Annotated in this window: 23 protein-coding genes; 17 read left to right on the forward strand and 6 right to left on the reverse strand. The window is 61.0% G+C overall.

The features are described 5' to 3' along the window. The first annotated feature begins 267 nt into the window (after positions 1 to 267). Positions 268 to 1,065 carry a sulfotransferase family protein gene (locus ACN2XU_RS02950; protein WP_419408908.1) on the forward strand — a complete coding sequence of 266 codons (798 nt, stop codon included), beginning with the start codon at positions 268 to 270 and terminating at the stop codon, positions 1,063 to 1,065. A gap of 9 nt (positions 1,066 to 1,074) precedes the next feature. Here ACN2XU_RS02950 and ACN2XU_RS02955 read toward each other — a convergent pair whose 3' ends face one another. After that, a complete protein-coding gene (locus ACN2XU_RS02955; RefSeq protein WP_419408909.1) occupies positions 1,075 to 1,944 on the reverse strand; it encodes a capsular polysaccharide synthesis protein in 870 nt (289 codons plus the stop codon). A gap of 296 nt (positions 1,945 to 2,240) precedes the next feature. Between ACN2XU_RS02955 and ACN2XU_RS02960 the strand changes: the two genes are divergently transcribed. Genes ACN2XU_RS02960 through ACN2XU_RS02970 form a run of 3 tightly spaced genes read left to right on the forward strand, consistent with a single transcriptional unit; the run spans position 2,241 to position 4,831 of the window. Further along, positions 2,241 to 3,407: a nucleotide sugar dehydrogenase gene (locus ACN2XU_RS02960; protein WP_419408910.1), complete on the forward strand. Its 1,167-nt coding sequence runs from the start codon at positions 2,241 to 2,243 to the stop codon at positions 3,405 to 3,407. After that, entirely contained in the window at positions 3,407 to 4,423 is a 1,017-nt protein-coding gene (locus tag ACN2XU_RS02965) for an NAD-dependent epimerase/dehydratase family protein (RefSeq protein ID WP_419408911.1), read from the forward strand. Before ACN2XU_RS02960 ends, ACN2XU_RS02965 begins: the two co-directional genes overlap by 1 nt. 54 nt (positions 4,424 to 4,477) lie before the next feature. Then, a complete protein-coding gene (locus tag ACN2XU_RS02970) occupies positions 4,478 to 4,831 on the forward strand; it encodes a hypothetical protein (RefSeq protein ID WP_419408912.1) in 354 nt (117 codons plus the stop codon). Between the two features lie 52 nt (positions 4,832 to 4,883). Here the strand turns inward: ACN2XU_RS02970 and ACN2XU_RS02975 are convergent, their stop codons facing one another. Further along, on the reverse strand, positions 4,884 to 6,140 hold the full coding sequence (locus ACN2XU_RS02975) for a glycosyltransferase family 4 protein (RefSeq protein ID WP_419408913.1): 1,257 nt from the start codon (positions 6,138 to 6,140) through the stop codon (positions 4,884 to 4,886). Positions 6,141 to 6,610: 470 nt separating this feature from the next. On the opposite strand from ACN2XU_RS02975, the gene ACN2XU_RS02980 reads away from it, so the two are divergent. Then, the gene (locus tag ACN2XU_RS02980) at positions 6,611 to 8,767 is read left to right on the forward strand and encodes a polysaccharide biosynthesis tyrosine autokinase (RefSeq protein ID WP_419408914.1); all 2,157 of its coding nucleotides are present in this window, start codon (positions 6,611 to 6,613) and stop codon (positions 8,765 to 8,767) included. Between the two features lie 6 nt (positions 8,768 to 8,773). Here ACN2XU_RS02980 and ACN2XU_RS02985 read toward each other — a convergent pair whose 3' ends face one another. Both ACN2XU_RS02985 and ACN2XU_RS02990 read right to left on the reverse strand, forming a co-directional pair. Next, a complete protein-coding gene (locus ACN2XU_RS02985) occupies positions 8,774 to 9,943 on the reverse strand; it encodes a glycosyltransferase (RefSeq protein WP_419408915.1) in 1,170 nt (389 codons plus the stop codon). After that, positions 9,940 to 11,064 (reverse strand): glycosyltransferase, encoded by a 1,125-nt coding sequence (locus ACN2XU_RS02990; RefSeq protein WP_419408916.1) that lies wholly within the window; start codon positions 11,062 to 11,064, stop codon positions 9,940 to 9,942. Before ACN2XU_RS02990 ends, ACN2XU_RS02985 begins: the two co-directional genes overlap by 4 nt. A gap of 228 nt (positions 11,065 to 11,292) precedes the next feature. On the opposite strand from ACN2XU_RS02990, the gene ACN2XU_RS02995 reads away from it, so the two are divergent. The 11 genes from ACN2XU_RS02995 (at position 11,293) to ACN2XU_RS03045 (ending at position 18,623) form a co-directional block, all read left to right on the forward strand. Continuing rightward, positions 11,293 to 11,553 (forward strand): spike base protein, RCAP_Rcc01079 family, encoded by a 261-nt coding sequence (locus ACN2XU_RS02995; protein ID WP_419408917.1) that lies wholly within the window; start codon positions 11,293 to 11,295, stop codon positions 11,551 to 11,553. Next, positions 11,553 to 11,681: a hypothetical protein gene (locus tag ACN2XU_RS03000; RefSeq protein WP_419408918.1), complete on the forward strand. Its 129-nt coding sequence runs from the start codon at positions 11,553 to 11,555 to the stop codon at positions 11,679 to 11,681. Before ACN2XU_RS02995 ends, ACN2XU_RS03000 begins: the two co-directional genes overlap by 1 nt. Before the next feature lie 120 nt (positions 11,682 to 11,801). Then, positions 11,802 to 13,775: a glycosyl hydrolase family 28-related protein gene (locus ACN2XU_RS03005; RefSeq protein WP_419408919.1), complete on the forward strand. Its 1,974-nt coding sequence runs from the start codon at positions 11,802 to 11,804 to the stop codon at positions 13,773 to 13,775. Positions 13,776 to 14,112: 337 nt separating this feature from the next. After that, the gene (locus tag ACN2XU_RS03010; protein WP_419408920.1) at positions 14,113 to 14,982 is read left to right on the forward strand and encodes a hypothetical protein; all 870 of its coding nucleotides are present in this window, start codon (positions 14,113 to 14,115) and stop codon (positions 14,980 to 14,982) included. After that, entirely contained in the window at positions 14,975 to 15,298 is a 324-nt protein-coding gene (locus ACN2XU_RS03015; RefSeq protein WP_419408921.1) for a hypothetical protein, read from the forward strand. Before ACN2XU_RS03010 ends, ACN2XU_RS03015 begins: the two co-directional genes overlap by 8 nt. A gap of 14 nt (positions 15,299 to 15,312) precedes the next feature. Further along, complete coding sequence (locus tag ACN2XU_RS03020) at positions 15,313 to 15,573, forward strand: hypothetical protein (protein WP_419408922.1); 261 nt, start codon at positions 15,313 to 15,315, stop codon at positions 15,571 to 15,573. A gap of 62 nt (positions 15,574 to 15,635) precedes the next feature. Continuing rightward, complete coding sequence (locus ACN2XU_RS03025; RefSeq protein ID WP_419408923.1) at positions 15,636 to 16,400, forward strand: glycoside hydrolase family 108 protein; 765 nt, start codon at positions 15,636 to 15,638, stop codon at positions 16,398 to 16,400. After that, complete coding sequence (locus tag ACN2XU_RS03030; protein ID WP_419408924.1) at positions 16,393 to 16,611, forward strand: hypothetical protein; 219 nt, start codon at positions 16,393 to 16,395, stop codon at positions 16,609 to 16,611. The genes ACN2XU_RS03025 and ACN2XU_RS03030 overlap by 8 nt, the downstream gene beginning before the upstream one ends. Next, positions 16,608 to 17,006, forward strand: coding sequence for a hypothetical protein (locus tag ACN2XU_RS03035; protein WP_419408925.1), 399 nt, complete (start codon positions 16,608 to 16,610; stop codon positions 17,004 to 17,006). Before ACN2XU_RS03030 ends, ACN2XU_RS03035 begins: the two co-directional genes overlap by 4 nt. A gap of 167 nt (positions 17,007 to 17,173) precedes the next feature. Further along, on the forward strand, positions 17,174 to 17,527 hold the full coding sequence (locus ACN2XU_RS03040; protein ID WP_419409265.1) for a thermonuclease family protein: 354 nt from the start codon (positions 17,174 to 17,176) through the stop codon (positions 17,525 to 17,527). 451 nt (positions 17,528 to 17,978) lie between these two features. Next, on the forward strand, positions 17,979 to 18,623 hold the full coding sequence (locus ACN2XU_RS03045) for a hypothetical protein (RefSeq protein WP_419408926.1): 645 nt from the start codon (positions 17,979 to 17,981) through the stop codon (positions 18,621 to 18,623). A gap of 112 nt (positions 18,624 to 18,735) precedes the next feature. Here ACN2XU_RS03045 and ACN2XU_RS03050 read toward each other — a convergent pair whose 3' ends face one another. Continuing rightward, on the reverse strand, positions 18,736 to 18,999 hold the full coding sequence (locus ACN2XU_RS03050) for a hypothetical protein (RefSeq protein WP_419408927.1): 264 nt from the start codon (positions 18,997 to 18,999) through the stop codon (positions 18,736 to 18,738). Positions 19,000 to 19,383: 384 nt separating this feature from the next. On the opposite strand from ACN2XU_RS03050, the gene ACN2XU_RS03055 reads away from it, so the two are divergent. Beyond that, positions 19,384 to 19,821 (forward strand): P-loop NTPase family protein, encoded by a 438-nt coding sequence (locus ACN2XU_RS03055; protein ID WP_419408928.1) that lies wholly within the window; start codon positions 19,384 to 19,386, stop codon positions 19,819 to 19,821. A gap of 284 nt (positions 19,822 to 20,105) precedes the next feature. Here the strand turns inward: ACN2XU_RS03055 and ACN2XU_RS03060 are convergent, their stop codons facing one another. Continuing rightward, a complete protein-coding gene (locus ACN2XU_RS03060) occupies positions 20,106 to 21,848 on the reverse strand; it encodes an ATP-binding protein (RefSeq protein ID WP_419408929.1) in 1,743 nt (580 codons plus the stop codon). Positions 21,849 to 21,854 lie beyond the last annotated feature (6 nt).

Here is a 21,854-nt window from a genome sequence, read left to right on the forward strand (position 1 = left end):
CTATCCAGTATCTGAAAGATATCTGGTAGCTATCCGATAGCTTTTGGGTATGCTTTAGTTACCATTGAGGTACTTGATTGGTAGCTGTTTAGTAGCTTGTTGATATCGTCTCCGGATCGCACAGGAAATGCGCTCCGAGCGGCTCCGGCGCGCCCCGGCCTGCAAGGCCGCTTGAGTGTTCCCGGCCTGCGGGATAGGTCGGAGAAGGCTTCGGGACTGGTTGCAACAGGTCGCGTCAGCCGCAGATTTCCAGTGGAGCAGACCTCCGTGATCATTTCACACAAGCACCGATTTGTTTTCTTCCACAATCCCAAGGCCGGCGGCACCTCGGTCCGCAGCGCCATGGAGCCGTTCAACGACATCGGTTTCGGCCTGTGGCACGCAGCCCCGGAACAGACCGCCGGAAAGACGGTTGACCGGGCGCATCTCGGGGTCGCGGAGTTCGCCGGGTTCTATCCCGATCTGTGGGAGACGGTGCGGGCGTATGATCTGTTCTGCCTGGTGCGCGATCCGCGTAAACGGTTTTTGTCTTCGGTCTCGGAATACTGCCGGACGTTTACCGATACGGACCTGCGCCTTGTCAGCCCGGAAGAGGGCCGGGATATGGTGATGCGGGTGATGGGCGATCTGGCTCGGAAGGGAAACGCGGAGGCGGTGACCGAGGATTTCTCTTTGACCCACTTCAAGCCGCAGCATCTTTATTGGCAGGCGCCCGGCACCGTTGTGAAGGCCTATGCGACGGAAGACATCGCGGCGCTGTTCGCAGAGCTTTCGGAGCGGACGGGAACCGTCCTTGAGGCCCGCCACGAGCGCACCGCCGAAACCTATGATTTGCCGAAATGGGTGCAGCGGGCGCGCGGGCTGCAGGACAGGCTCAAGCAGATTCCGGGGGCCTCCGCCGTACTGGACAAGGGCAAGGCCCTGGCCAAGGCGCGCTATGCGACGGGGCAGGGGCGCCGCCTGAGCCTGTCGGAGGCTGACGAGCAGGCCATCACCGAGTTCGTTCGGACGTTCTATGCGCAGGATTATGCCCAGTGGCCCGACGGCGTGCCGCTGACGCGGTAGCCTGCGGGGTCAGTCCGCGCCCCAGGCGCCGGTGATGCCGAACTCGGCGAGTTTCGCCGCGACCCCCTCGATGCTCTCCACCTCCTGCTTCCAGGCGAGTTTGAAAACCGGCACAGCTGCCAGCTCTTGCGGGGTGGGGCGCTTTTGCGGATCGTCCACCCCGTGCAGCAGCCATTTGAGATAATGCGGACCATCGGCGCTCAGGGCCGGGACGCGCCGCCAGGCCTGCGCCGCCTGTGATTGGCCCCACATCGCGGCCATGAAACAAAAGTGTACGGCGAAATAGGCGATCGGATGCGGGCGGCGGGCGATGTAGCTGCCGAACAGATCGAGCCAGCGTGTGACGACCGGCGTGCCGGGCAGCCCTGCCAGAAACCAGGAGGACACGCGGCGATAGGGGATGTCCTGCCGGAAGGCAAAGAAGCCTTCCTCCATCAGCGCCCCGAGCCAGTCGTCCAGAGGGCGCATCGGCAGGAGGGTGGAATCGGCCCAGATGCCGCCGTGTTTCGCGATCAGGCGCAGGCGGATCACGTCGCTGCGCGTGGCGATGGGCAGGTCCGGGTGGATGTCGGACATGTCGATCCAGTCCCCTTCGGTCGTTTCGGTGATCTCCACCACCTCCCAGTCGGGGTTCAGCGTTTGCCAGCGGCGGCGGATCGCCTTCACGATGGGCGGCGCGTCGTCGAAGCCCTGCCGCCAGTAGATGAAGATCCGCCTTGGCAGCGCGTCTGGCACCGGGCGATGCGGGGGCAGCTGTGCGGCGTCGCGGGTAAAATCGGCCATGTCGAAGGGCGGCTTTTGATGGTGGCGGCGATGCAGGAACCCGCAGGCCAGCATGTAAAACGGCATCACGCCCCGGGAGATCAGCCGTGCGGTCATGGGGCGGGGCTCCGGAAGGCAGTGTCTTGCATGGGGGCTCCAAGGTCTTGAAAGAATACGGGAAGGCTTGACCGGGCAATTGACCGGGGCGCAAGGATGCGGGGTCAAAAAACATCACCCCCCTGGCTTTCACAATAGAAAAGCGCGGCTTTTTTGATCGCGGGGGAGCGCTCTGCCCGGCCAGTCAGCGCTCAGGGCAGGGGCATGCGCGCGCCGCGCCTTGTCCGCGAAGGGCATTGCCCGTATGCACAAAATCCGGAAACCGTTGGATTGCAGCCGCAAAAAAGGGACATGTCATGAAGATCGCCATTGCCGGACTTGGCTACGTGGGGCTGTCGAATGCTGTGCTGCTGGCGCAGAACCACGATGTGACCGCGGTCGATATTTCCGAGAGCCGCGTCGAGATGGTCAACGATCGGCAGTGCCCGATTGTCGATGCGGAGCTTGAGCAGTTCCTGTCCGAGCGTGCCCTGTCCCTGACCGCGACCACGGATCCGGCCAGCGCCTATGCCGATGCGGACTTCGTGATCGTCGCCACACCGACGAATTACGATCCCAAGAGCAACTACTTCGACACCTCCAGTGTCGAGACGGTGATTTCTCAGGTGATCGCGGTGAACCCGCGCGCCACCATCGTCATCAAATCGACCATCCCGGTGGGCTATGTGCGCCAGGTGCGGCGCGAGATGGAGACCGACCAGGTGATCTTCAGCCCCGAGTTCCTGCGCGAGGGCAGGGCGCTCTATGACAACCTGCACCCCAGCCGGATCATCGTCGGGGAGCGCTCGGAGCGGGCGGAGACCTTTGCGGGCCTGCTGCTCGAAGGGGCGCAGACGAAGGACGTGCAGATCCTCTTTACCGATCCCGACGAGGCCGAGGCGATCAAGCTGTTCGCCAACACCTATCTTGCCATGCGGGTTGCCTTCTTCAACGAACTCGACAGCTATTCCATGGCGGGCGGCATGGACACGCGTCAGATCATCGAAGGCATCAGTCTCGATCCGCGCATCGGCGGGCATTACAACAACCCGTCCTTCGGCTATGGCGGCTACTGCCTGCCCAAGGACACCAAGCAGCTTCTGGCGAACTACAGCCATGTGCCGCAGAACCTCATCCGCGCCATCGTCGATGCCAACCGCACCCGCAAGGATTTCCTGTCCGACCAGATCCTGATGCGCGGGCCGAAGGTGGTGGGTATTTATCGCCTTGTCATGAAGGCCGGGTCGGACAACTTCCGCCAGTCGTCGATTCAGGGCATCATGAAGCGGCTGAAGGCCAAGGGCGTCGAGGTCATCGTCTACGAGCCGGTGCTGGACGAGCCTGATTTTTTCCGCAGCCGGGTGGTGAACGATCTGGACGCCTTCAAGGCAGAGGCCGATCTGATCGTTGCCAACCGCCTGACCGATGACATCCGCGACGTGGCGGACAAGGTCTTTACCCGCGATCTCTTCGGGGCGGATTGATGGGCGGCACGGTTCTCGTCACCGGCTCCTCGGGGTTCATCGGCTATCACCTCTGCGCGCGGCTGCTGGCGGATGGCTTCACCGTGGTGGGGATCGACAACCTGTCGGACTACTACGATGTGAGCTTGAAAGAGCGGCGGCAGGCGATGCTGCTGCAAAGCCCGGGGTTTACCGTGGTGAACGACAGCATTGAGGCGCCGGGGCGGATCATGGCATTGTTCGAGGCGCACAAGCCCGACTATGTCATCCATCTCGCCGCGCAGGCCGGGGTGCGCTATTCGATCGAGAACCCGCGCAGCTATCTTGAGAGCAACATCACCGGCACCTTCGAGATATTGGAAGCGGCGCGGGCGCATCCGCCGAAACACATGCTGCTGGCCTCCACCTCCTCGGCCTTTGGGGCGAACACCGAGATGCCCTACCGGGAGACCGACAAGGCCGATCACCAGATGTCCTTCTATGCGGCGACGAAGAAGGCGATGGAGAACATGGCGCATTCCTATGCGCATCTGTTTGATTTGCCTGTGACGATGTTCCGCTTTTTCACGGTCTATGGCCCATGGGGGCGGCCGGATATGGCGCTGTTCAAGTTCACCAGGGCGATCCTGAACGGCGATCCGATCGACGTGTATAACCACGGCGACATGAAGCGGGACTTCACCTATGTGGAGGATCTGGTGCAGGCGATCCGTCTGCTCATGGACGCGGTGCCGGAACGGCCCGAGGATGGGGTTGTGCCGGAGGGCGACAGCCTCTCGCCTGTGGCGCCGCACCGGGTGGTGAACATCGGCAACTCCGAGCCGGTGCAGCTCACGGACTATATCGCCGCCATAGAGGCCGCCACGGGGCTGGAGGCTGCGCAGAACCTGATGCCGATGCAGGCGGGGGATGTGCCCGCCACATGGGCCGACACGGCGCTGTTGCAGCGGCTGACGGGATATCGACCGCAGACGGACGTCAAGGACGGCGTGGCGGCCTTTGTGGACTGGTATCGGGACTACTACGGGCTCGTGTGAGGGCCGAACGGGCGAAGCCCCGGCAGGGGCCTTGCGAAAAGGAAAATCATTGTCATGAAACAGGTTTCGGTTTTCGCTCTCTTGCTCTTTACCTCTGTCCTGGGGGTAGTGACGGCCTCTCAGGCCGGGGAGACGCTCCAGCTTCTCGAAGACACCGATGATTTGTCGGCCCCCTACAAACAGTGGTGGTATGCGACGCCCTCCGATTTGCCCGCCGCAGGGGAGGGGACACATGAGGTGTTCATCCGCGGCAATGGCAAGCGCGGTGATTTCTTTGGGGTCCTCTATGTCGATTGCCGCAACGCGGCCTATTCCGAGTGGCTCGCGACGGGGGGATTCCTGAGTGCAGAGGATGTGCCGGCGCGGGCGATCGTTGCGCTGCGGGAGGCGCTCTGCATCTCCGGCTGATCAGGCGACACGCCGCTTGGAATCCTGGATCAAGTCCGGGACAGCGGAGCGCTCAGGAGCTCTCCGCTTCCTTGCGCGGGGCGGGTTTGGCGGCGGTGTCCCGCTTCACCATGCCGAAGATGCGGTCATAGGCGGCCAGAAGCTTCGGCGCGGAGGCGTCCCAGGAGAGTGACTTCAGCACCCGCGCGCGGCCCTTGGCCCCGAGGTCTGCGCGCAGGTCCGGCTCTTCGATCAGCTGGGCGAGGCATCGGGCGAAGTCCTGTGCATCGTTGGCCTGGGCATAGAGCGCGGCATCGCCGGCGCTGGCCCGGCCTTCGGTCAGGTCGAACTGCACCAGAGGCTTTTCCAGCGTCATGTATTCCATGACCTTGTTCATGGTGGAGATGTCGTTCATCGGGTTTTTCGGATCGGGGGCAACGCCGATGTCGATCTCGTTGAGCACCTTCAGGAGCTCTTCGTCATAGAGTGCCCCGGTGAAGGTGACGTGATTCTCGAGGCCTTTGTCTGCCATATCCGCCTTGACCACATCCACATGCGGGCCGAAGCCGACGATGGCGAGATGCACATCGGCGTGCCCGAGATCGTGGATCAGGTGGTGCATGGCCTCAAGCAGCAGGTCCATGCCCTCCTGCTGGCCGATGACGCCGACATAGCCAAGCAGGGTCTTCGCCCCCTTGCGGGCGGCGGGATCGCCGGGGCCGGGCAGGAATTTCTCGATGCGCGGCGCGGAGCGCACGACAAAGACGTTCTCGGGCTTCATCTTGCCGCGCCGGATGGCGATTTCGCGGAAGCTTTCATTGGTGGCGAGGGAGACATCTGCAAAGGCAAAGGTGATGCGCTCCCAGAGCAGCATGATCTTGTGCAGCAGGCCCTTGCGATCGAACTTGGCCTCGAAAAGCTCCGGGCAGACGTCGTGGTGGTCAAACAGGTAACGCACGCCCGAGAGGCGGTAGCGCAGGGCCAGAAGGAAGATCAGGTCCGGCGGGTTGCACCCGTGAATGACGTCAAAGCCGCGCTCGCGCTTGACCACGCGGGCCAGGCGGAACCAGTGGCGGATCGCGTGCAGATATTCGCGGGCATAGGCCACGGCCCCGGAGTGAGCCTCGGGCGGGGCGGGGTGGCGGTAGATGTGCACCCCGTCGATGACCTCATAGGCCTCGTTCCAGCCACGCCCCATGGGGCAGATCACCGAAACCTCGTATCCTGCGGCCTGCAGCGTTGTCGCTTCGAGCCACACCCGCCGGTCCAGCGGCACAGGCAGGTTCTCGACCACGATCAGAACGCGGCGCGCTTGTTCACTCTGGGCCATCTGTTCTCCGTGGATCGGTCTGCGAGGGGTGGGCGCAGCCGACAGGCACCGACGCATCCGGTTTCTGGCCGGAAAATGTCTGAAAGGGCCGTCTATGTAAATCTCGATTGGGCCGGATATGCGGAGTTTGGCCGAAATTTGCCTCTGGATAAATTCCCATAACTTTTAAGCTTGCTTCCAGTAGCTTGGCTGTTGTGCCCGGACTAGCGGGCTGAATATGGGTATGAAAGCACGCCTGTCGCATGAGGTCCACCGGTGCCATGCCTCGGTAACGCTTTGCCTGCAGATTGTGCAGCAGCGCGTGCGGCGGTGCCGGAAAAGGCGGAGTTTGGCTGGATGTGAGGTCAGGAAGGGATTATACCTCGCGTGGATTTGTAAGCCTTCTGGACGTGGATCGCAGGCAGAGTTCTGGGGCGCGGCGATCAGAACCCCCTCCATGAAGGTGAATTGAAGATGTTAGACGGATCACAATGAACACGAATTTCCCCGCAGGCCGTCCGGCTGCCGCGCACCGTGACAAGGCGGCGCAATCCGTGAAGTCACAAGACGAAGCCGTCATCGACATCCGGGCGCTGTTGCGGGTGCTCTGGACCGGAAAGCTGATCATCCTTGCGGCGGTTATCGGTGCGATTTTGATCGGTGGATATTACGCTTACGCCGTGGCCACGCCGCTGTACCGCTCCACTGCGGTGGTCATGCTGAACAACCGCGATCAGGAGGTTCTCAACCTCGACAGTGTCATGGGGGGGCTGTCGCGGGACAGCTCTGTCGTGAATACCGAGGTCGAGGTGCTGCGCAGCCGTGATCTGCTGGGCAAGATCGTGGATGATCTGGACCTTGTCGCCGATCCTGAATTCAATGCGCTTCTGCGGCCTCAGAGTCAGCTCGCGCGGGCCAAGGTTCTGATCAAATCCCTGATCGGTCTGAACGTGGCGCCGACGCCGGTTTCGGAGGAGCGGGCTCAGCAATACCGGCGACAGGTGACGATCGACGCGCTGCGCAGGGCGGTTTCGGTGCGGACGGTGCCCGACAGCCTGGTGTTCGAGATCACGGTGCAGACGGAAGACGCCCGCAAGTCGGCGCTAATCGCCGATACGCTGGTCGCATTCTACATCCGCAATCAGCTTGAGGTGAAATTCGACGCGACAGAGCAGGCCACCAGCTGGCTGACCGAACGTGTGACCGAGCTGCAGGCGGAGCTGGAGGTGGCGGAGACCCGCGCCAAGGCGTTCAGCACGAGCACCGATCTGATCAGCCCCGAGGATCTGCAGGCCACCGAACGCCAGCTCAAGGATCTGCGTGACCGGATCGAGGATACAGCCCTTCGGCGCACCGCCGCCGTGGCGCGGCTGGCGCAGATCGAGGCGGCAGAAACGCCCGGCGAAAAGGTCGAAGCCACCGGCGACAGCCAGTTGCAGGCCATGTTGCCCCGGATCGACCAGCCGGCGATCGCGCAGGCTTTTGACGACCGCTTCGAGGCGGTTGCGGCGCGCGCGGCGCAGGATGTCGCCCGGATCGAGAACCAGTTCGGGGCGCTTCAGACATCGCAGGCCGAGTTCGAGGCCCGGATCGAGAAACAGAACGAAGACCTCATTACCCTGCAGCAGTTGAGCCGCGAGGCAGAGGCCAGCCGCCTGCTCTATGAGCATTTTCTGGCACGGCTCAAGGAAACCTCGGCGCAGCAGGGCATTCAGCAGGCCGACAGCCGGACATTGTCACAGGCGGTCATCCCGGTGGTGCCCGCATCGCCGCAGAAATCCCGCATCCTGATGCTGAGCACCTTTCTCGGGCTTCTGGTCGGATCGCTTCTTGTCCTGTTGCGCGAAGCGGTGAACGACAGTTTCCGCAGCGCCCAGGCGCTGGAGCGCTTCACCGGCCACACGGTCATGGGCGAGGTGCCGCGGATTCCGGCGCGTCGGCGCACCGGGGTTCTGAGCTATCTTTCGGACAAACCCTCCTCTGCGGCGGCGGAGGCGATCCGCAATCTGCGCACCTCGGTGCTGCTGTCCAATCTCGACCAACCGCCGCAGACCTTGCTGGTGTGTTCCTCGATCCCGGGGGAGGGCAAGACGACGGTCTCCATGGCGCTGGCGCAGAATCTTGCCGCGATGGGCCGCAAGGTCCTGCTGGTCGAGGGCGATGTGCGGCGGCGGATGCTGTCGGCCTATTTCAACGTCGAAAACCCCAAGGGGTTGATCGGTGTTCTGACCGGTCAGCACACGTTGGAAGAGGCAATTGTCACGGACGAGAAAACCGGGATCGACGTGTTGTTCGGCGAGGAATCCCGCGTCAATGCGGCGGATGTCTTTGCCTCTGAAAAGTTCGCGGGGCTGCTCGAACAGGCCCGCACGCTGTATGATCACATCATCATCGATACGCCGCCGGTTCTGGTGGTGCCCGATGCGCGCATCGTGGCCCAGCAGGTCGACGCTGTGATCTTTGTGATCAAATGGGACAGCACGTCGAAAACGCTGGTCACCGAGGCGCTTGATATGTTCGACAGCGTCAACCGTCCGGTCAACGGCCTTGTGCTCAACAACGTCAACCCGCGCGGCATGAAGCGCTATGGCTATGGCGGGAAATACAGCGCCTATGGTCGTTATGGCGCCGGATATCACAAGAACTGAGGCGGCTCAGCGGGCCGAGATCTCCGCCAGTATGTCCCGCAGGGCCGCCCCGGCCTGCTCGACCGAGAAATGCGCGGCATAGCAGCGTTTCGCGGCCGGGCGCATGGCGGTTTTTTCCGCCTCCGGGAGAGACAGGAAGCGCCTGAGCATGGCGGCGGTGTCCTCGGGCGTGTCCTCGCAGGCCATGCCGGCGGCGGCCTGCTCGATCTCGCGCCAGATGTTGACCTGCCGGGAAATCAGCGTTGGCGTGCCGACGGACAGGGCCTCGGCGACGACGATACCGAAATTTTCCTGATGCGAGGGCAGGGTGAAGGCGAGGGCTTCTGCGAAAGCGGCGGATTTCATCGCGCCGCTGACCATGCCGGGCCAGTGGACGCGCTCTTCTATGCCAAGAGAGCGGCTTTGCGCCTGCAGCTCGGTCTGCCAGCCGACCTGGTCGGGGCCCGCGATCACCAGATCGAGCGTCGGATGCTCGGCGGCGACCGTGGCAAAGGCGTCGATGAGGGTGTCGCAGGCTTTCTTGGGGTGGATGCGGCTGAGGAACAGGAAGTAATCGCGCCCCTGAAGCCGGGGCAGATGTGCCGCCCAGGCGGCATGGCCTGCTTTCATCTCTGCGGGCGGCAGGGCGAGGCTGCTGGCGCAGAAGGCGATGGGCTGGCCTGTGTAGGACTGGTGCCCGGCAAAGGCGTTTCGGGCCAGCAGCTGTTCGTCTTCGCAGGTAAAGAGCACGCGGCTGGCCTCGCTGAGCATGCGCCCCTGCCAGAGCCACCAGTAGACCTGTTTGATGACATGTTTCACGGGTTTGATGCGGCGGAAATAGGGATCGAGCATGCCATGGGGGAACAGGACCCAAGGCAGCCCCGCCTGTTTCAGCGCAGGATAGCCCCCGATGGAGGCGCTGTTCCACAGGCCATGCACCACGGCGGCGGTGCAGCCCGGGGCGAAATCGGTGATGGCCTCCGCCAGTCCCGGAGGATTGGGGCCGGAGCCGCGCGCCGGACCGCAGGCGCGGATTTCGAAGGGAAAGTCTTTCAGATGCGCCCCCTGCGGGTCGTCAAGCGTGACAAAGACGCTCTCGATGCCCATGGCGCGGTGCTGGGCCGCGACGACCTTGGCGTAATTGGCGACGCCGCCTTCCTTGGGGTCGATGGAGTAGAGGATGTGCAGGACTTTCATGCGCGTTCCTCCTGCGCGCTGACCAGCGTCGCCACCGCCTCGGCAAAAGCGGCGACGTCGCCGCGCGGGGCGCTTTGGCGTGCGCCGTCTGACAGGCGCTGCCAGAGGGGTTCGTCCGTGTCGAGCAGTGTCATGTACCCGGCGAGGCTCTCGGGGCAGTCATGGGGGAAGGCGAACCCGTTGACCCAGTCCTGCACCATCAATTCGCGCGCGCCGCAGATTTCCGAGAGCAGGACGGGCCTGTCGAGCGCCTGCGCTTCGATGACCACATTGCCGAATTGCTCTTCCAGGCTGGGCAGGATCAGCGCCAGCCCGCGGGCGAGGGTGCGCGAGATCTCCGTGGTCTGGACGAAGCCGTGGAAGACGACATGCTCCGCGATGGACACTTCCGCCGCGCGGGCCTTCAAGTCGGCCTCAAGCGCTCCGTTTCCGCAGATCTCAAGTGTCCGTGTGCCGCCACTTTCGCGGTAGAGCGCGTAGGCGCGGAGCGCCATGGCGAGGTTCTTTTTCTCAACCAGCCGCGCAACGATGACCCAGGGGCGGTCCGCGAAGGCGGGGGGCGTCACCCCTTCGGCCTGTGCCCGCATCCGCGCGAGGGACAAGGTGTTGTAGGGGCTGCTGACCGGCCGTTTGCGCATTCCGAGAAAGCGGAAATAGTCCGCCGACCGCTGCACCGTGCCGATGGCGCCGTGGTAGGGGCGCAGCACGAGGCTCTTGAGCCATTCGGAGAGGGCATTGCGCGGTTTGTCATCGAATTTTGAGCAGCCCATGGTGAAGACCCGTTGCCCGGTGAGTCGCAGCACCAGCGCCATGGCAAAGACCTCGGGCCGCTCGTAATGGCACAGGAACCACGTCGCGCGGCGCATGGACCACGCGAGGCCGATCAGCGCCCGGGTCCGGGCGAGAAGACCGGGGGCATCGCCCTTGGTAAAGAGCGTGGTTTTCTCGAAGGCGGCGCGGGTATCGCTGTGCCAGTCGTAGGTGATGTCGTGATCGAAAAGCTCGATCCCGTGCACTTCCGCGTCCGGGAAACGGCGGGCCACGGCCTCGACCCGGTCGGCGTGCATCGGGCCGAAATTGTTCCACAAAAAGATCAGTCGGGCAGGGCGGTCAGCGCTCATGGGCGGGTCTTCTCCTGTAGGGCGGACGGCCAGCCCCGGTTCCCTGTTCGTTATGCCGATTGACCGGTGCGGCGCAACCGGCCGGGGCGTGCTGTTGCGTGGCTGCGGTGCCCGGCGTTCGGCGCGGCTTCGGATTGTTAACAAATTAGGCGGAATTTTTCCGCACCAGCTTGGCAGAGGGTTGGGGCTCTGCTGCCGACAAGCACGCGATTTCAAAAGGGGACCGTCATGACGGATCATTTCAGCAAGTTCAGCCGAAGCATTACGTCGCCGCCGTTTGGCGGCTATGCCATTACGCCCGATGACGGGGCCGACCTGCCCACTGTGACCCGGGCGCTGAATGTCGGGGTGCCGGGCACGGTGCGCGCCACGCTTCTCGATGGCAGCGACGTGACGCTTCATATCGGCGCGGGAAGCCTTTTCCCGATGCGCGCCACGCGGATCTGGGCCACCGGCACCACCGCAGGCAATCTTGTGGGGCTGTACTGATGATCGGGCTGAGCACAGGTACGATGATGAGCGCGCCCGTCAATGCGCCTGCCAATGCGCCCGCTGGTGGCGCGCTGTCGGTGTTGCGCGCCAGTGATCTGATCACCGCACAATCCACCATTTCCTAAACCCGCATACCGTCGCGCATCGCGCGGCTTTGACCCCTTGGGGAGGGGCCAGAGCGCTGCGCTGCGCGGACGCGTACCGGCTTTTCCGGGCAACCGGATTTTACACTGGAGTACAGGGCCATGGCCGTTGCAATTCCTTCGCTTCCGATGACCGGAAGCAGCTTGAAAACCTCACTGGACCTGTTGCGGCAATCGGTGCCGTTCAAGGTCGGCTCCGTGGCGGAGCTTCAGGGGCTGAACCATCTGGTCCCCGGGGACCGCTGCCTGCTGCCACAAGGCGCGTTCGAGATCGTGTCCGGGCTGGGCTTGCCGGCCAGCGAGACGGTGATCGACATCGCCAACGGGGATCTGCAGGCCGTTCTGGCCGCGGGCGAGCCTTTGGCCAACGTGGATGCGGTGCTGGCCGATACCCGGTCTGCCGCGTTCTTTGAAAGCGGTTTGTGTCTGTGCACACACGCGGAGGGCTTCGTCTATGATGTGGCCAATGCCTCGGCCACGGATCAGCATGTGCAGACCGCTGGCGGTGTGAAGCTCTATGTGCGTCCCGGTGAGAGCGGTTTCAACGTTCGGGCCTTCGGGGCCAGGGGCGATGGCTCCACGGACGACTCGGCGGCCATTTCCAAGGCGTTCCGGGCCGCCGCTGCGAGCCGGGTCATGCCCACCACGGGGAACAATCCGGTCGTGCTGAACCGCATCTACTTTCCGGGTGGCGAGTACATCGTTGGCACGCCTCGCAGCATGATGGATCGCCTCGCGGCCGGGCGCAGCGTTGGTCTGACCTATGAAGGGGACGCGGCGGGGACAACGATTCACTTCGCCCACGACGGCGATGATTACCTGTTCTTCAATGACAACGAATTCATGCTTGTCCGGTTCAAGAACCTGTTCTTCACCTGCGACAGTGACACATCCAAATTCATGTTCGTCAACGCCAGTGGCGGCGCGCAGGAAGTCCTGTTCGACAACTGCAACTGGGCCGGGGTCTGGCAGAAGCTGTACCGGCTTGAAGGCGGCAACAACAACTCCGAGTGGAAGTGGAGCAACTGCGGTGTCACGGCCTCGATCCGGGATGTCATGCTGGACATCCCGTCGGAGGGCTCCGATCAGTTCCTCAACTACTGGTTCACCAATTGCCGCCTGTGGCTCTATGACGGCCAGTGCATCCGGGCGCGCAAGGGCGGGCACTTCCATTTCGTCAATTGCGATTGGTCGGGGCTTGCTCCGGGCATGACGCTGAACACCTCCACGAACGGCGCCCCGCTGTTCGAGCTTCTCGGCACAACGCACGCACGCGGGGTCTGCAGCCTGACCGTGACCGGCGGCCGTTTCGAGCACAAGAACACCAATTCCAAGCTGATCTATTGCCAGTGGCCCTATGGCACTGTCAGTTTCCGGGATGTGGATTTCGGGGCTGTCATTCCGGCGGGATACGACAGCGTCGTGCATGCGGAATTCCGCGTGGCGGGAATGGCGGGGCCGATGGTTCTGTTCGACAACTGCTTCGTGATAGGCCAGCACAAGTATTTCAACGCCAGCGGCTCGCAAGTATGCGAGCATAACGCGCGGTATTTGCAGTGCCAAATTAATCAGCCCAAGCCTGATGATTTCTTGATTTTTGATCGAGACATAATTGGGGGTACATGGTTGGTGGAGCTGGACCGCTGCCGGTCTTCCACGAACCACAGCAGTGGCAATGTTGTGGTTTGGGACGCAGTGTACGGCTCCCGCTATGCAGTCAACAGCCACTTCGGCAAACGCTCCTTCGTGTTTCGCGACACAGCCGGGCGGGGCACGCCGACCACAACGGCAGAATACACAGCGAAACTACCGGCTGAAGCAATTATCACACGAGTGGTGTTCCGGAATACCGGGGACCTGCCAGCCGGGACATCTACGGAGTTTGAGCTGCGTGACGGAAACGGAACGGTAATCGCCGCCGCTGGAAGCCAAGCACCAGATAGCCGATGGGCGGTCGTGGTGGAAGAGCCGTACTTGATACCGGCTGGTTTCGAAGATGTGGTCATCGTGGACTCTCTAGGGACTGCAGACCAACGAGGCACGACACTGTTTGTGGAGGTTGAATTCATATGCTGACAGATCGACGGAAGTTCATTTCGGCGCTTGCTGCGCTCGCGGTCGCTGGGCCTGCAAGAGCTGTGTCGGGCAACCACTTCACTGAATTTCGGGAAAAAATTTTCCTGGTGGACGTGCCTATGCGGCTTAAGGCATCTACACGTGTGCAGTTTGACCGATGCGTATTTTGTCTGCCTTATTGGGCCGGGTACGATTTTGAAGCTCTGCGTTGGTTGGAGGTCCCAGCCAACTCCGAGCATATCGCATTGGAGTTCCGCGAATGCGACTTCAGAACCGTGCCCGTGCTGCCCCAGAGTGGGGCATTCCACCTGGTCAGTGAACTGAACAGGGCTTTCTGATGGCGCTCTGGACGCCCTCCGATCTGGCCACGGCACCGCGCCTCTGGCTGGACGCCCGCGAGCCGCTGACGCTAAGCGGCACAGACGTTGTGCGCTGGCCGGATCAGGCGGGCGCGCGAGATGCGGTGCAGGGCGACGCGGCTCTAGCACCACGGTTCGGTGAGCGCCAGATCGGCGGGCTGGACGTGGTGACGTTTCAAGGCAACGCTTTGATGGATCTGCCGTCGCTTGGCGTCACGGGCGCTGCGCCCCGCGCGGCCTTTGCGGTGGTCGAGTTGATCGGTGGCGCGGTTGGTCGCGAGGTGATCATAAACATCGGCGGCTATGGCACCGGCGTGCCTTATTCGCGCTGGACGTTCAAATATCACAGCACTGGTGATCTGCGCATCGAGCTGGGCGGGGCAGGCTGGACCGGTCCGGGTCTGACAGGGTCTGCGGTGGTCGGCTGTGTGCTGGACGGAGATACCGTCGCGGATCACGTGATCTATGTGAACGGCGTGGCCTATCATGCGACAGGCTCCGATCCGGTCGAAACGGTCGACCAGGACAACGGGATCGGCGCGGTCGGTACAGCCAGCGCAACGCGTTCCTGCGGGGAGCTGATATTCACGGCCTATGCACCCTCGGCGGATGAGACGGATCAGATCACCGGCTACCTCGCGCATGGCTGGGGGCTGGCTGGCGAGCTGCCCGCCGGTCATCCCTACAAGGCCGAAGCACCAACTGTGGCCGATCCGACCCCGGTGCCCGGTATCCGAGCTTTTGAGGGGCCGGTCGGCAGGCAGACACGTCACACCGCGCAAGGCTTTGCCACTCCGGCGCAGGCCACCGGACGCGCCGCAGCATGGAGGGCCACTGGACATGGCTGAAAACTTCGACATCACGGGATACACGGCAGGCGAGGTCCTGTCCGTCGAGATCCTGATGCTTGACGGCGCGGGGGCCGCGATCACCACCGGCAGCTTCGCCCTGCGCCTCAGCACGAATGGCCGCGGAGCGGCGGACGTCGAGGTCGCCGGAGTGCATGGAAGCGGCGGTCTGTGGACCTTCACGGTCGCCAGCGCGGCCATGGCTCCGTTCGCGGCAGGCCGGGCGGCATTCTACCAGGTCTGGGAGCCGGACGAAGAGCGTGTCTATCTCAAGGGCCGCGTCCTCGTCGCCCCGCAGATCAGCCCGGCGGCGTGAAGGGGGGTAGGGTGATGACGGACAAATCCCTCGAATCCTCCTTTTCGGAGTCGGAACGTGCCGTGCTGCATTCGCTGGCGGAGATGTTCCAGAGCAAGGGCGAGCGCGATCTGCTGCGGCACATCGTGCAGGACGGCACAACGCTGCGCGAGATCATCCTCGCCTACCGGACGCAACGTCGCATGGTCGCCACGCTGAAAGCGCTTGGCGGTCTGATCGTCCTCTTTGGCGCATCCGTGGGGGCGCTCAAGGGTCTGGGTCTCTGGCCGAAGTAACACTCGCCGGATCTGAACACGCAACGGCCCGCCACTGGCGGGCCTTTTCTTTGGAGGCTGACATGACAGCAGCGAACTATCGGGCTTGTCTGGACCATGTGTTTAAATGGGAGGGCGGCTATGTCGATCACCCGCGCGACCCGGGCGGGGCGACAAAGTACGGCATCACCCGCACGACCCTCGCGGCCTGGCGCGGGCGTTCGGTGACCAAGCAGGACGTGAAGACCCTGACCGTCGCGACGGCGGGGGAAATCTACCGCCCGAAATACTGGAACGCGGTCCGAGGCGATGAAATTCCGGACGGCATGGATCTGGTGGCCTTCGACGGCGGCGTGAACTCCGGCCCATTGCGGGGCATCCGCTGGCTGCAGATTGGCCTCGGGGTCAAGGCCGATGGTGCTATGGGTTCGCAGACGCTCGGTGCGGCGCAGTCGGCGAAGGCAGGCGTCACCGTCATCCAGCGTGCCTGCGCGGCACGAATGGGGTTCCTGCGCAAGCTCGGCACCTGGTCAACCTTCGGGCGGGGCTGGGCGCGGCGGGTGGCGGATACCGAGGCCACGGCGGTGGCGATGCACACCAGGTCCGCCAGCGCGGTCGCGGTCGAGGCGTCCCGCGCGAAGCAGGTCAAGGCGGCGCAGACCACCGGCGCGGGTGGCACTGTGGCCTCCGGCGCAGGCTCGGGCCTTTTCGATCTGCCGGACTGGGCGATGAGCGGTGTTGTCGTGGTCGCCGTGGCGGTCGCGCTGGTGCTCGCCCTGAACGCGGCGCAGAACGCCCGGCGCGAAGCGGCCTATCGCGCCAAGGTAAGGGAGATGTCCAATGGGTAAGGTCTGGTGGCGGTCAAAGACCGTCTGGTTCAACGTGCTGATGGCCGTGGTCGCCTTCGCTGACGAGTTGACACCGCTGATCGACCAGCTCGTGGCCTCCGGCTACGAAGCTGAGTGGATCGCGCCGGTCCGCTCCGGGATCGCGCTGATCACCATCGTCGGCAACATGATCCTGCGGGCGCTGACCAATGAGCCGGTGAGGCTGCGATGAGCGGCCTCGTGGCGTTCCTGATCAAGCTCGGCTTCGGCGGGATCGTTGACAAGGCCATCGGGCACATCGAGCGCCGGGCGGAACTGCTGAATGATCGGGAACGGCTGCAGGCGCAGACCACGGTGGCACTGGCGCGGGAAGCGGTCAGCGAAGCGCGGATCATGGCTGAGTACAACCGCGCCAAGCTGGCCTTCCCGTGGTTCTGGGTCTTCGCCGGTCTGTTCATCGGCCCGCTGGCGCTGTGGTGGGCGGCGGTGATCCTGGACAGCGTGTTCGGGTTTGCGTGGTCCGTCGCCGATCTGCCCACGCCGCAGATGCAGGAATGGGCCGGGGACATGATCCGGTGGCTGTTCTATGTCGGGTCCGGGGTTGGGGCGTTGAAGATGATCCGGTAGTATTGCACGCCGATGTTAAGTGACTTTTAGTTGAAAGTTGGGTTTGTTTGGCCGGAGCTATTGATGTTTCAAAATCGGACCGGCTTGCCCGTCGAAAGGTAGGTTCCATGATGCTAAGAATCGCGGTTTTGGCGATTTGTCTCGCGACAGGGGGATCCGCACAGGAGATGCCGGACTGCGGGCTTTACACCTATCGAGCCGACATCGTTCGTGTAATCGACGGAGATACGGTTGTCGCGGACATAGACCTTGGATTTGATGTTTGGAAGCGGAATGAGCACCTGCGTCTGTACGAAATCCAAGCGCCAGAGCGCGGTTCCGAAGGCGCTCACGCAGCGACTGAGGCCCTGCGGGCGCGGGTCGAAGGTCGATCGCTCTTTATATGCACTCACAAAATGCGCAGAAAAGACAGGGAAGCGACAGGGAGTTTCGGTCGATACCTAGTAACAATCTACCAGGCGGAAGAGAATGTAAACGAATGGCTGGTCACACAAGGGTTTGCAGTTAGGTACGAGCGGTGACCGCAAAAAAAATTGAGGATTCAGTGGCTTATTGGTATTGGTATAGGCAGACAACACCGAGGCCTCCGGGATCTTGGGTGATATGCGGCCCCTATTCAAGCAAGGTTTCGGCTATGCGGGATCGTGAACGTGACAAGCAAGACGGTGACGTAGGGGTGCCATTCTCAGCTGACACTAGAGCTGAGGCGGAAACCAAAGTAGTATTCCGATAAAGGAGGGCGGAGAGCAGTCATTCGCTGCGAATTGCATGAACGTCCGAGATGCGCAGGAAGTGTACTTTGCAAAGTCTGGAACCGTAGTCTTCCTTCTCGACGTGATCGGCCCTAACCTGACATTCGGCTGGAGCATAAACACTGTGAAGCAAAACCCGTAAGCGGACATTGCCTACCATCTCGACAATCCAGTAGAAACGTTTCAGTCTTTTTCAAAATTCAACTGTTTAGAGATGCCAATGCCCGAGTTGGGACTGTTTCAAAATATCTGGTTAAACCTAGCCTTGGTAATACTTTTGTCTGGCTTCTTTGTCTGGGCTGTACATCGGTTGAGCATCGTGAACTGGAGGCTCTTGGATTTATGCGCTTTGGTTCTCGGCGCAGTGGGCTTTCTTATACCTGCTTTCGAAGTTCAGAGAATGGGCTTTGAGATAGAGGCTAACGCTCAAAAAGGTTGGACTGGCGGTGAACTCTCGGGCTTGCAGATTGTGACCAACACGATGTTGGCAAACTGTCGATCCGCAATCCGATCGGAATATTCGCCACCCGACTTTGATCTTCTCGTCGAGGAAAGTGAGAAAGTATGCAAATGGACCGAGCAACTTGACGAGTTTGTCGACGATCTTGACCGAGAAAGTTACCAAGAAGTTCCGGAAGAGTTTTTCGCTTCGTTCCCGAGTGTGCGGGAAGTTCCCGTGGGATATCATAAAGACAAGTTTTTTGAGTTCTTGAATGACTGGAATCGGCATGTACGAGAGCGCAAGTCGGTCGAGGCTAAGTCACAGAGAAGCCCACCTATAGCACTAATCTTACTCTCGCCATACCTTCTGGCATTGGCATTTTCTCTGGCTGTAGCAGGCGTTCTATTGAAACCAAGACAGTGACGGCCCTCTGCGGTCATCCACAAGATTGTCCATAGCTGCATCGCAGCTTCCCTGAACCGGTCCTTCGCCGAACCTGCATCACCGCAGTAGTGGCCAGTGGTGTTTTCCCGATCTAAGTTTCGTGCCAGTCTCTGATGGAGCGGCAGAGATCGCTCATAGCCATCCCGGTCCGCATTCCACTACTCAGAAACGGAATGCTTTCAGTGAACATCGGCTCACTTTCGCCGTCCGCAACAAAGTGAATCACACCAGTTTCGTTGTCTTCGTCCTTGATAAATGTCCAGACGCCGAGATACTCGCCATCACGCGTCACAACATCACCGCGCTCGACGTCGCTTTCAAAACCAACGAGATTGATTGAGTATGTGAGTTCCATGACCGCAAGATACTATGCTACAACGAACATGCAACGCCTAAGCGACCTGGCCTAGGCAACTACACGTTCACTTGCGGCCCATTCCTGCCGTTCGTCGTGTCATCCACCTACAACGCTGCTTCACTGAACCGGACATTGATGCTGGCGCAGCGCATCGAAACTCTGAATCGCCTTCAAACGGACCGCTCTGCCCCGAGCTAATAGGTCAGCACCTTTCTCTTGTCATTCAGCGAAACTGACGTATCTGTCTTTGACAGGCGCTGCTCGCGCCTCCCCCCTCCGTTGGGAAAGCACACTTCATGCAGAGCACTCTGATCATCGAACCATCCGTTCGAGCACACATGAGGAGGGGTTGTGTAATTCGCTCGACCAGGAGGGTTTCGAATGAACCGACCAACCACGCCTATCTATGTTCTAAAGCGCCGTGCCAAGGAGCTATCCCGCGAACGCGGCATCCCGCTCCATGAGGCGCAAAAGCAGATCGCCAAACAGGAGGGCTTCGCGAGTTGGAGCTTGCTTGTCTCTCGCCCGACGGCGTCGTCAGTCGATACCAAGATCACGTCGCTTCCTGTCTCGCCTGCTGATCGAGCGGAAGCTATCGAGATCGCCAATTTCACCTTCGAGAAAGTCTTCGACCGGATCGAGCCGGACAATCCCACCGCGACGCGGGCTTTGTGGGATGCGGAAGACTATGTTGATAACAGATGGCTGGACGAGGGTATGCTGCCCATCGACCGAGATTATGCCCTGTCTTTGATCGAGGCGTTCCTTGTGCATCACGTAGTCGACCTTGCGGTGCAAGCCGACAAGAAGAGCGCATAAATCACGAAACCGATTCCGTACCCGGCAATTCCTCTGCTGGGTACGGTGCGCTTTCCAATCGGCCCATTCCCGACATTCGCCAACCAATAATTAATGCGGCGGCAGCAGCACGCACTGCCATCATTCGCCGCGAGTGCGAAACCCGATGGCTTTTGGAGATCTGCAGTGCAAGACAAAACTGTCATGTGCTCGAGCAGAACCTACTGTCGCTTTGCGGTCCGGCAAACCATTTGTGATTTGCAAAAGTAGCATTTCTACTGGTTTTTTCTTTCTTGCCAGTATTCTCAGTTCATGCTTTGGCGTCGCCATGAGCGGATCGCGTTGGACGTGTCGGATTTAGGCTCGACCTCATTCCAACGATCCCAGAAGGCAACAGTTTGGCTGTCAGGCTTCATCTTGGGTTCGGCTATGCGCACGCGTGTCGGCAGAAGACTCGCGTCGCCGACGACCAGCGCTTCTCCGATGTCCAAGACAGGCAATAGGTCACCAAAACTTCCAAGACTGTCAGGAAGGAGGCGTTTTATCACGCTCTGATCGTCGCCGTTGGTCAAACGCATGGCAACAACATTGTTGCACTGGCTCAGAACAGTTCGATTTACTTCGGATGGTCGCTGGCTGATAACCACAAGCCCTATGCCATATTTCCTGCCTTCTTTTGCGATCCGCTCAAAAATCTCAACAGCGACCGCGTCAGAACTGTCGGCATTCAGCCGTTCTGGTATGTACAGATGAGCCTCATCACACATGATTGCGATAGGATGCCGCTGGTCAGATTTCGTCCAGAGGCTCGTAGAGAAAACAATTTGAGCCAAGAGGCTCACCATCAAGGGCAGTACGTCAGATGGCACTTCTGAAAAGTCTATAATCTTGATGCCGCCTTCATTGCCATCCTGAGCCCCGCGACCGGTTGAAATGGCATGAACCATTCGTTCCAGCCACTCCATGTCCATGCATTCATTGGGAGGCTGAAACAGGAATGCCAGACGACGATCATGCCTTTTTGCTTCTAGGCGACCGATCAACCTGCTCAGCTTGCCATGATAGGGACCCTGCTTTTCGCCCCTCGCGCCTGGCACCATTTCTTCATCCAGGTCTTTGAGGTTCTGCAGCACTGAATTGATGTCGAAAGGCACCGGGCTGTCGATTGTGAAATTCTCCAATATTTCTTCATGCTTGACCGGATCTAGGGTGCCCTTTTTCGCGTCGACGATAGTGCGCGTCATGATCATCGATTGGTTTGGTGCGTTCTGGTCACTGCGGTCCACGAACATGGACACCAGCGCCTCATAGCCCAACAACCAGTATGGCAGATGCAATACCCCGTCATCCAAGCCGCGCTTGTGCTCGATGTCTGAAGGCCCCGCAATCCTCAGGTGCTTGAACGCCTCGCCTTTCAGCGGTCGATACTCACCATGGATATCGAACAAGACCACATTCGCCTGTGGCAATTCCGCGATCTGATCCAGCAATCGAGCCGTAGTCCAGGACTTGCCCGATCCAGTGCTCCCGACGATCACGGCATGTCGTTGAAAGAGCTTGTTGCCATTCAGATAAGCTACAGCTTCGTCATCCAACGTGAAGTTTCCCAAAGACAGCTTTGGGCCGTCCGTTTTCACGTTGGAAATGACCTGCATGAAATTGGTGAGGCGTTCACCCTCCAGAGAGAAGCAATTGGCGTCGATTTCCGGCACGGTTTCTAAGGTTCGGCGAAAAACGTTCTGTTCGAGTCCAACCTTGTCGAGCAAGGTGCCGATAAGTGTGATCTTGACGAGGTTGTTCTCGTTCGGGATCAACTCCAGGTCGGTCAATTCCGCCTCTTCCAAATCGCGGTTGTCGGGTTTCCTGGTGATCCGCACCACCACACCAATCAAGTGTTGCCCGGGCTTGCTGCTCTGGAGAACCACCAAACGGTTTACCTGCAGCCGCTTGAGCCTGTCGAGGTCGTCGACGCGGATCGTTGCTGCAGCGGTATCTACTGATATCACGCTGCCGAGGGCTTCATTGTCTGCGAAATCGAAAATGGACATGTGCAT

The sequence above is a fragment of the Pacificoceanicola niger genome (assembly GCF_048553275.1).
In the GTDB taxonomy this organism is placed as follows: domain Bacteria; phylum Pseudomonadota; class Alphaproteobacteria; order Rhodobacterales; family Rhodobacteraceae; genus Pacificoceanicola.

Bases quoted from the DNA above. Each gene is read 5' to 3' on its own strand.
- ACN2XU_RS02955 (WP_419408909.1), bottom strand. From the start codon at position 1,944: ATGACCGCACGGCTGATCTCCCGGGGCGTGATGCCGTTTTACATGCTG.
- ACN2XU_RS02960 (WP_419408910.1), top strand. From the start codon at position 2,241: ATGAAGATCGCCATTGCCGGACTTGGCTACGTGGGGCTGTCGAATGCT.
- ACN2XU_RS02965 (WP_419408911.1), top strand. From the start codon at position 3,407: ATGGGCGGCACGGTTCTCGTCACCGGCTCCTCGGGGTTCATCGGCTAT.
- ACN2XU_RS02970 (WP_419408912.1), top strand. From the start codon at position 4,478: ATGAAACAGGTTTCGGTTTTCGCTCTCTTGCTCTTTACCTCTGTCCTG.
- ACN2XU_RS02975 (WP_419408913.1), bottom strand. From the start codon at position 6,140: ATGGCCCAGAGTGAACAAGCGCGCCGCGTTCTGATCGTGGTCGAGAAC.
- ACN2XU_RS02980 (WP_419408914.1), top strand. From the start codon at position 6,611: ATGAACACGAATTTCCCCGCAGGCCGTCCGGCTGCCGCGCACCGTGAC.
- ACN2XU_RS02985 (WP_419408915.1), bottom strand. From the start codon at position 9,943: ATGAAAGTCCTGCACATCCTCTACTCCATCGACCCCAAGGAAGGCGGC.
- ACN2XU_RS02990 (WP_419408916.1), bottom strand. From the start codon at position 11,064: ATGAGCGCTGACCGCCCTGCCCGACTGATCTTTTTGTGGAACAATTTC.
- ACN2XU_RS02995 (WP_419408917.1), top strand. From the start codon at position 11,293: ATGACGGATCATTTCAGCAAGTTCAGCCGAAGCATTACGTCGCCGCCG.
- ACN2XU_RS03000 (WP_419408918.1), top strand. From the start codon at position 11,553: ATGATCGGGCTGAGCACAGGTACGATGATGAGCGCGCCCGTCAATGCG.
- ACN2XU_RS03005 (WP_419408919.1), top strand. From the start codon at position 11,802: ATGGCCGTTGCAATTCCTTCGCTTCCGATGACCGGAAGCAGCTTGAAA.
- ACN2XU_RS03010 (WP_419408920.1), top strand. From the start codon at position 14,113: ATGGCGCTCTGGACGCCCTCCGATCTGGCCACGGCACCGCGCCTCTGG.
- ACN2XU_RS03015 (WP_419408921.1), top strand. From the start codon at position 14,975: ATGGCTGAAAACTTCGACATCACGGGATACACGGCAGGCGAGGTCCTG.
- ACN2XU_RS03020 (WP_419408922.1), top strand. From the start codon at position 15,313: ATGACGGACAAATCCCTCGAATCCTCCTTTTCGGAGTCGGAACGTGCC.
- ACN2XU_RS03025 (WP_419408923.1), top strand. From the start codon at position 15,636: ATGACAGCAGCGAACTATCGGGCTTGTCTGGACCATGTGTTTAAATGG.
- ACN2XU_RS03030 (WP_419408924.1), top strand. From the start codon at position 16,393: ATGGGTAAGGTCTGGTGGCGGTCAAAGACCGTCTGGTTCAACGTGCTG.
- ACN2XU_RS03035 (WP_419408925.1), top strand. From the start codon at position 16,608: ATGAGCGGCCTCGTGGCGTTCCTGATCAAGCTCGGCTTCGGCGGGATC.
- ACN2XU_RS03040 (WP_419409265.1), top strand. From the start codon at position 17,174: ATGCCGGACTGCGGGCTTTACACCTATCGAGCCGACATCGTTCGTGTA.
- ACN2XU_RS03045 (WP_419408926.1), top strand. From the start codon at position 17,979: ATGCCCGAGTTGGGACTGTTTCAAAATATCTGGTTAAACCTAGCCTTG.
- ACN2XU_RS03050 (WP_419408927.1), bottom strand. From the start codon at position 18,999: ATGGAACTCACATACTCAATCAATCTCGTTGGTTTTGAAAGCGACGTC.
- ACN2XU_RS03055 (WP_419408928.1), top strand. From the start codon at position 19,384: ATGAACCGACCAACCACGCCTATCTATGTTCTAAAGCGCCGTGCCAAG.
- ACN2XU_RS03060 (WP_419408929.1), bottom strand. From the start codon at position 21,848: ATGTCCATTTTCGATTTCGCAGACAATGAAGCCCTCGGCAGCGTGATA.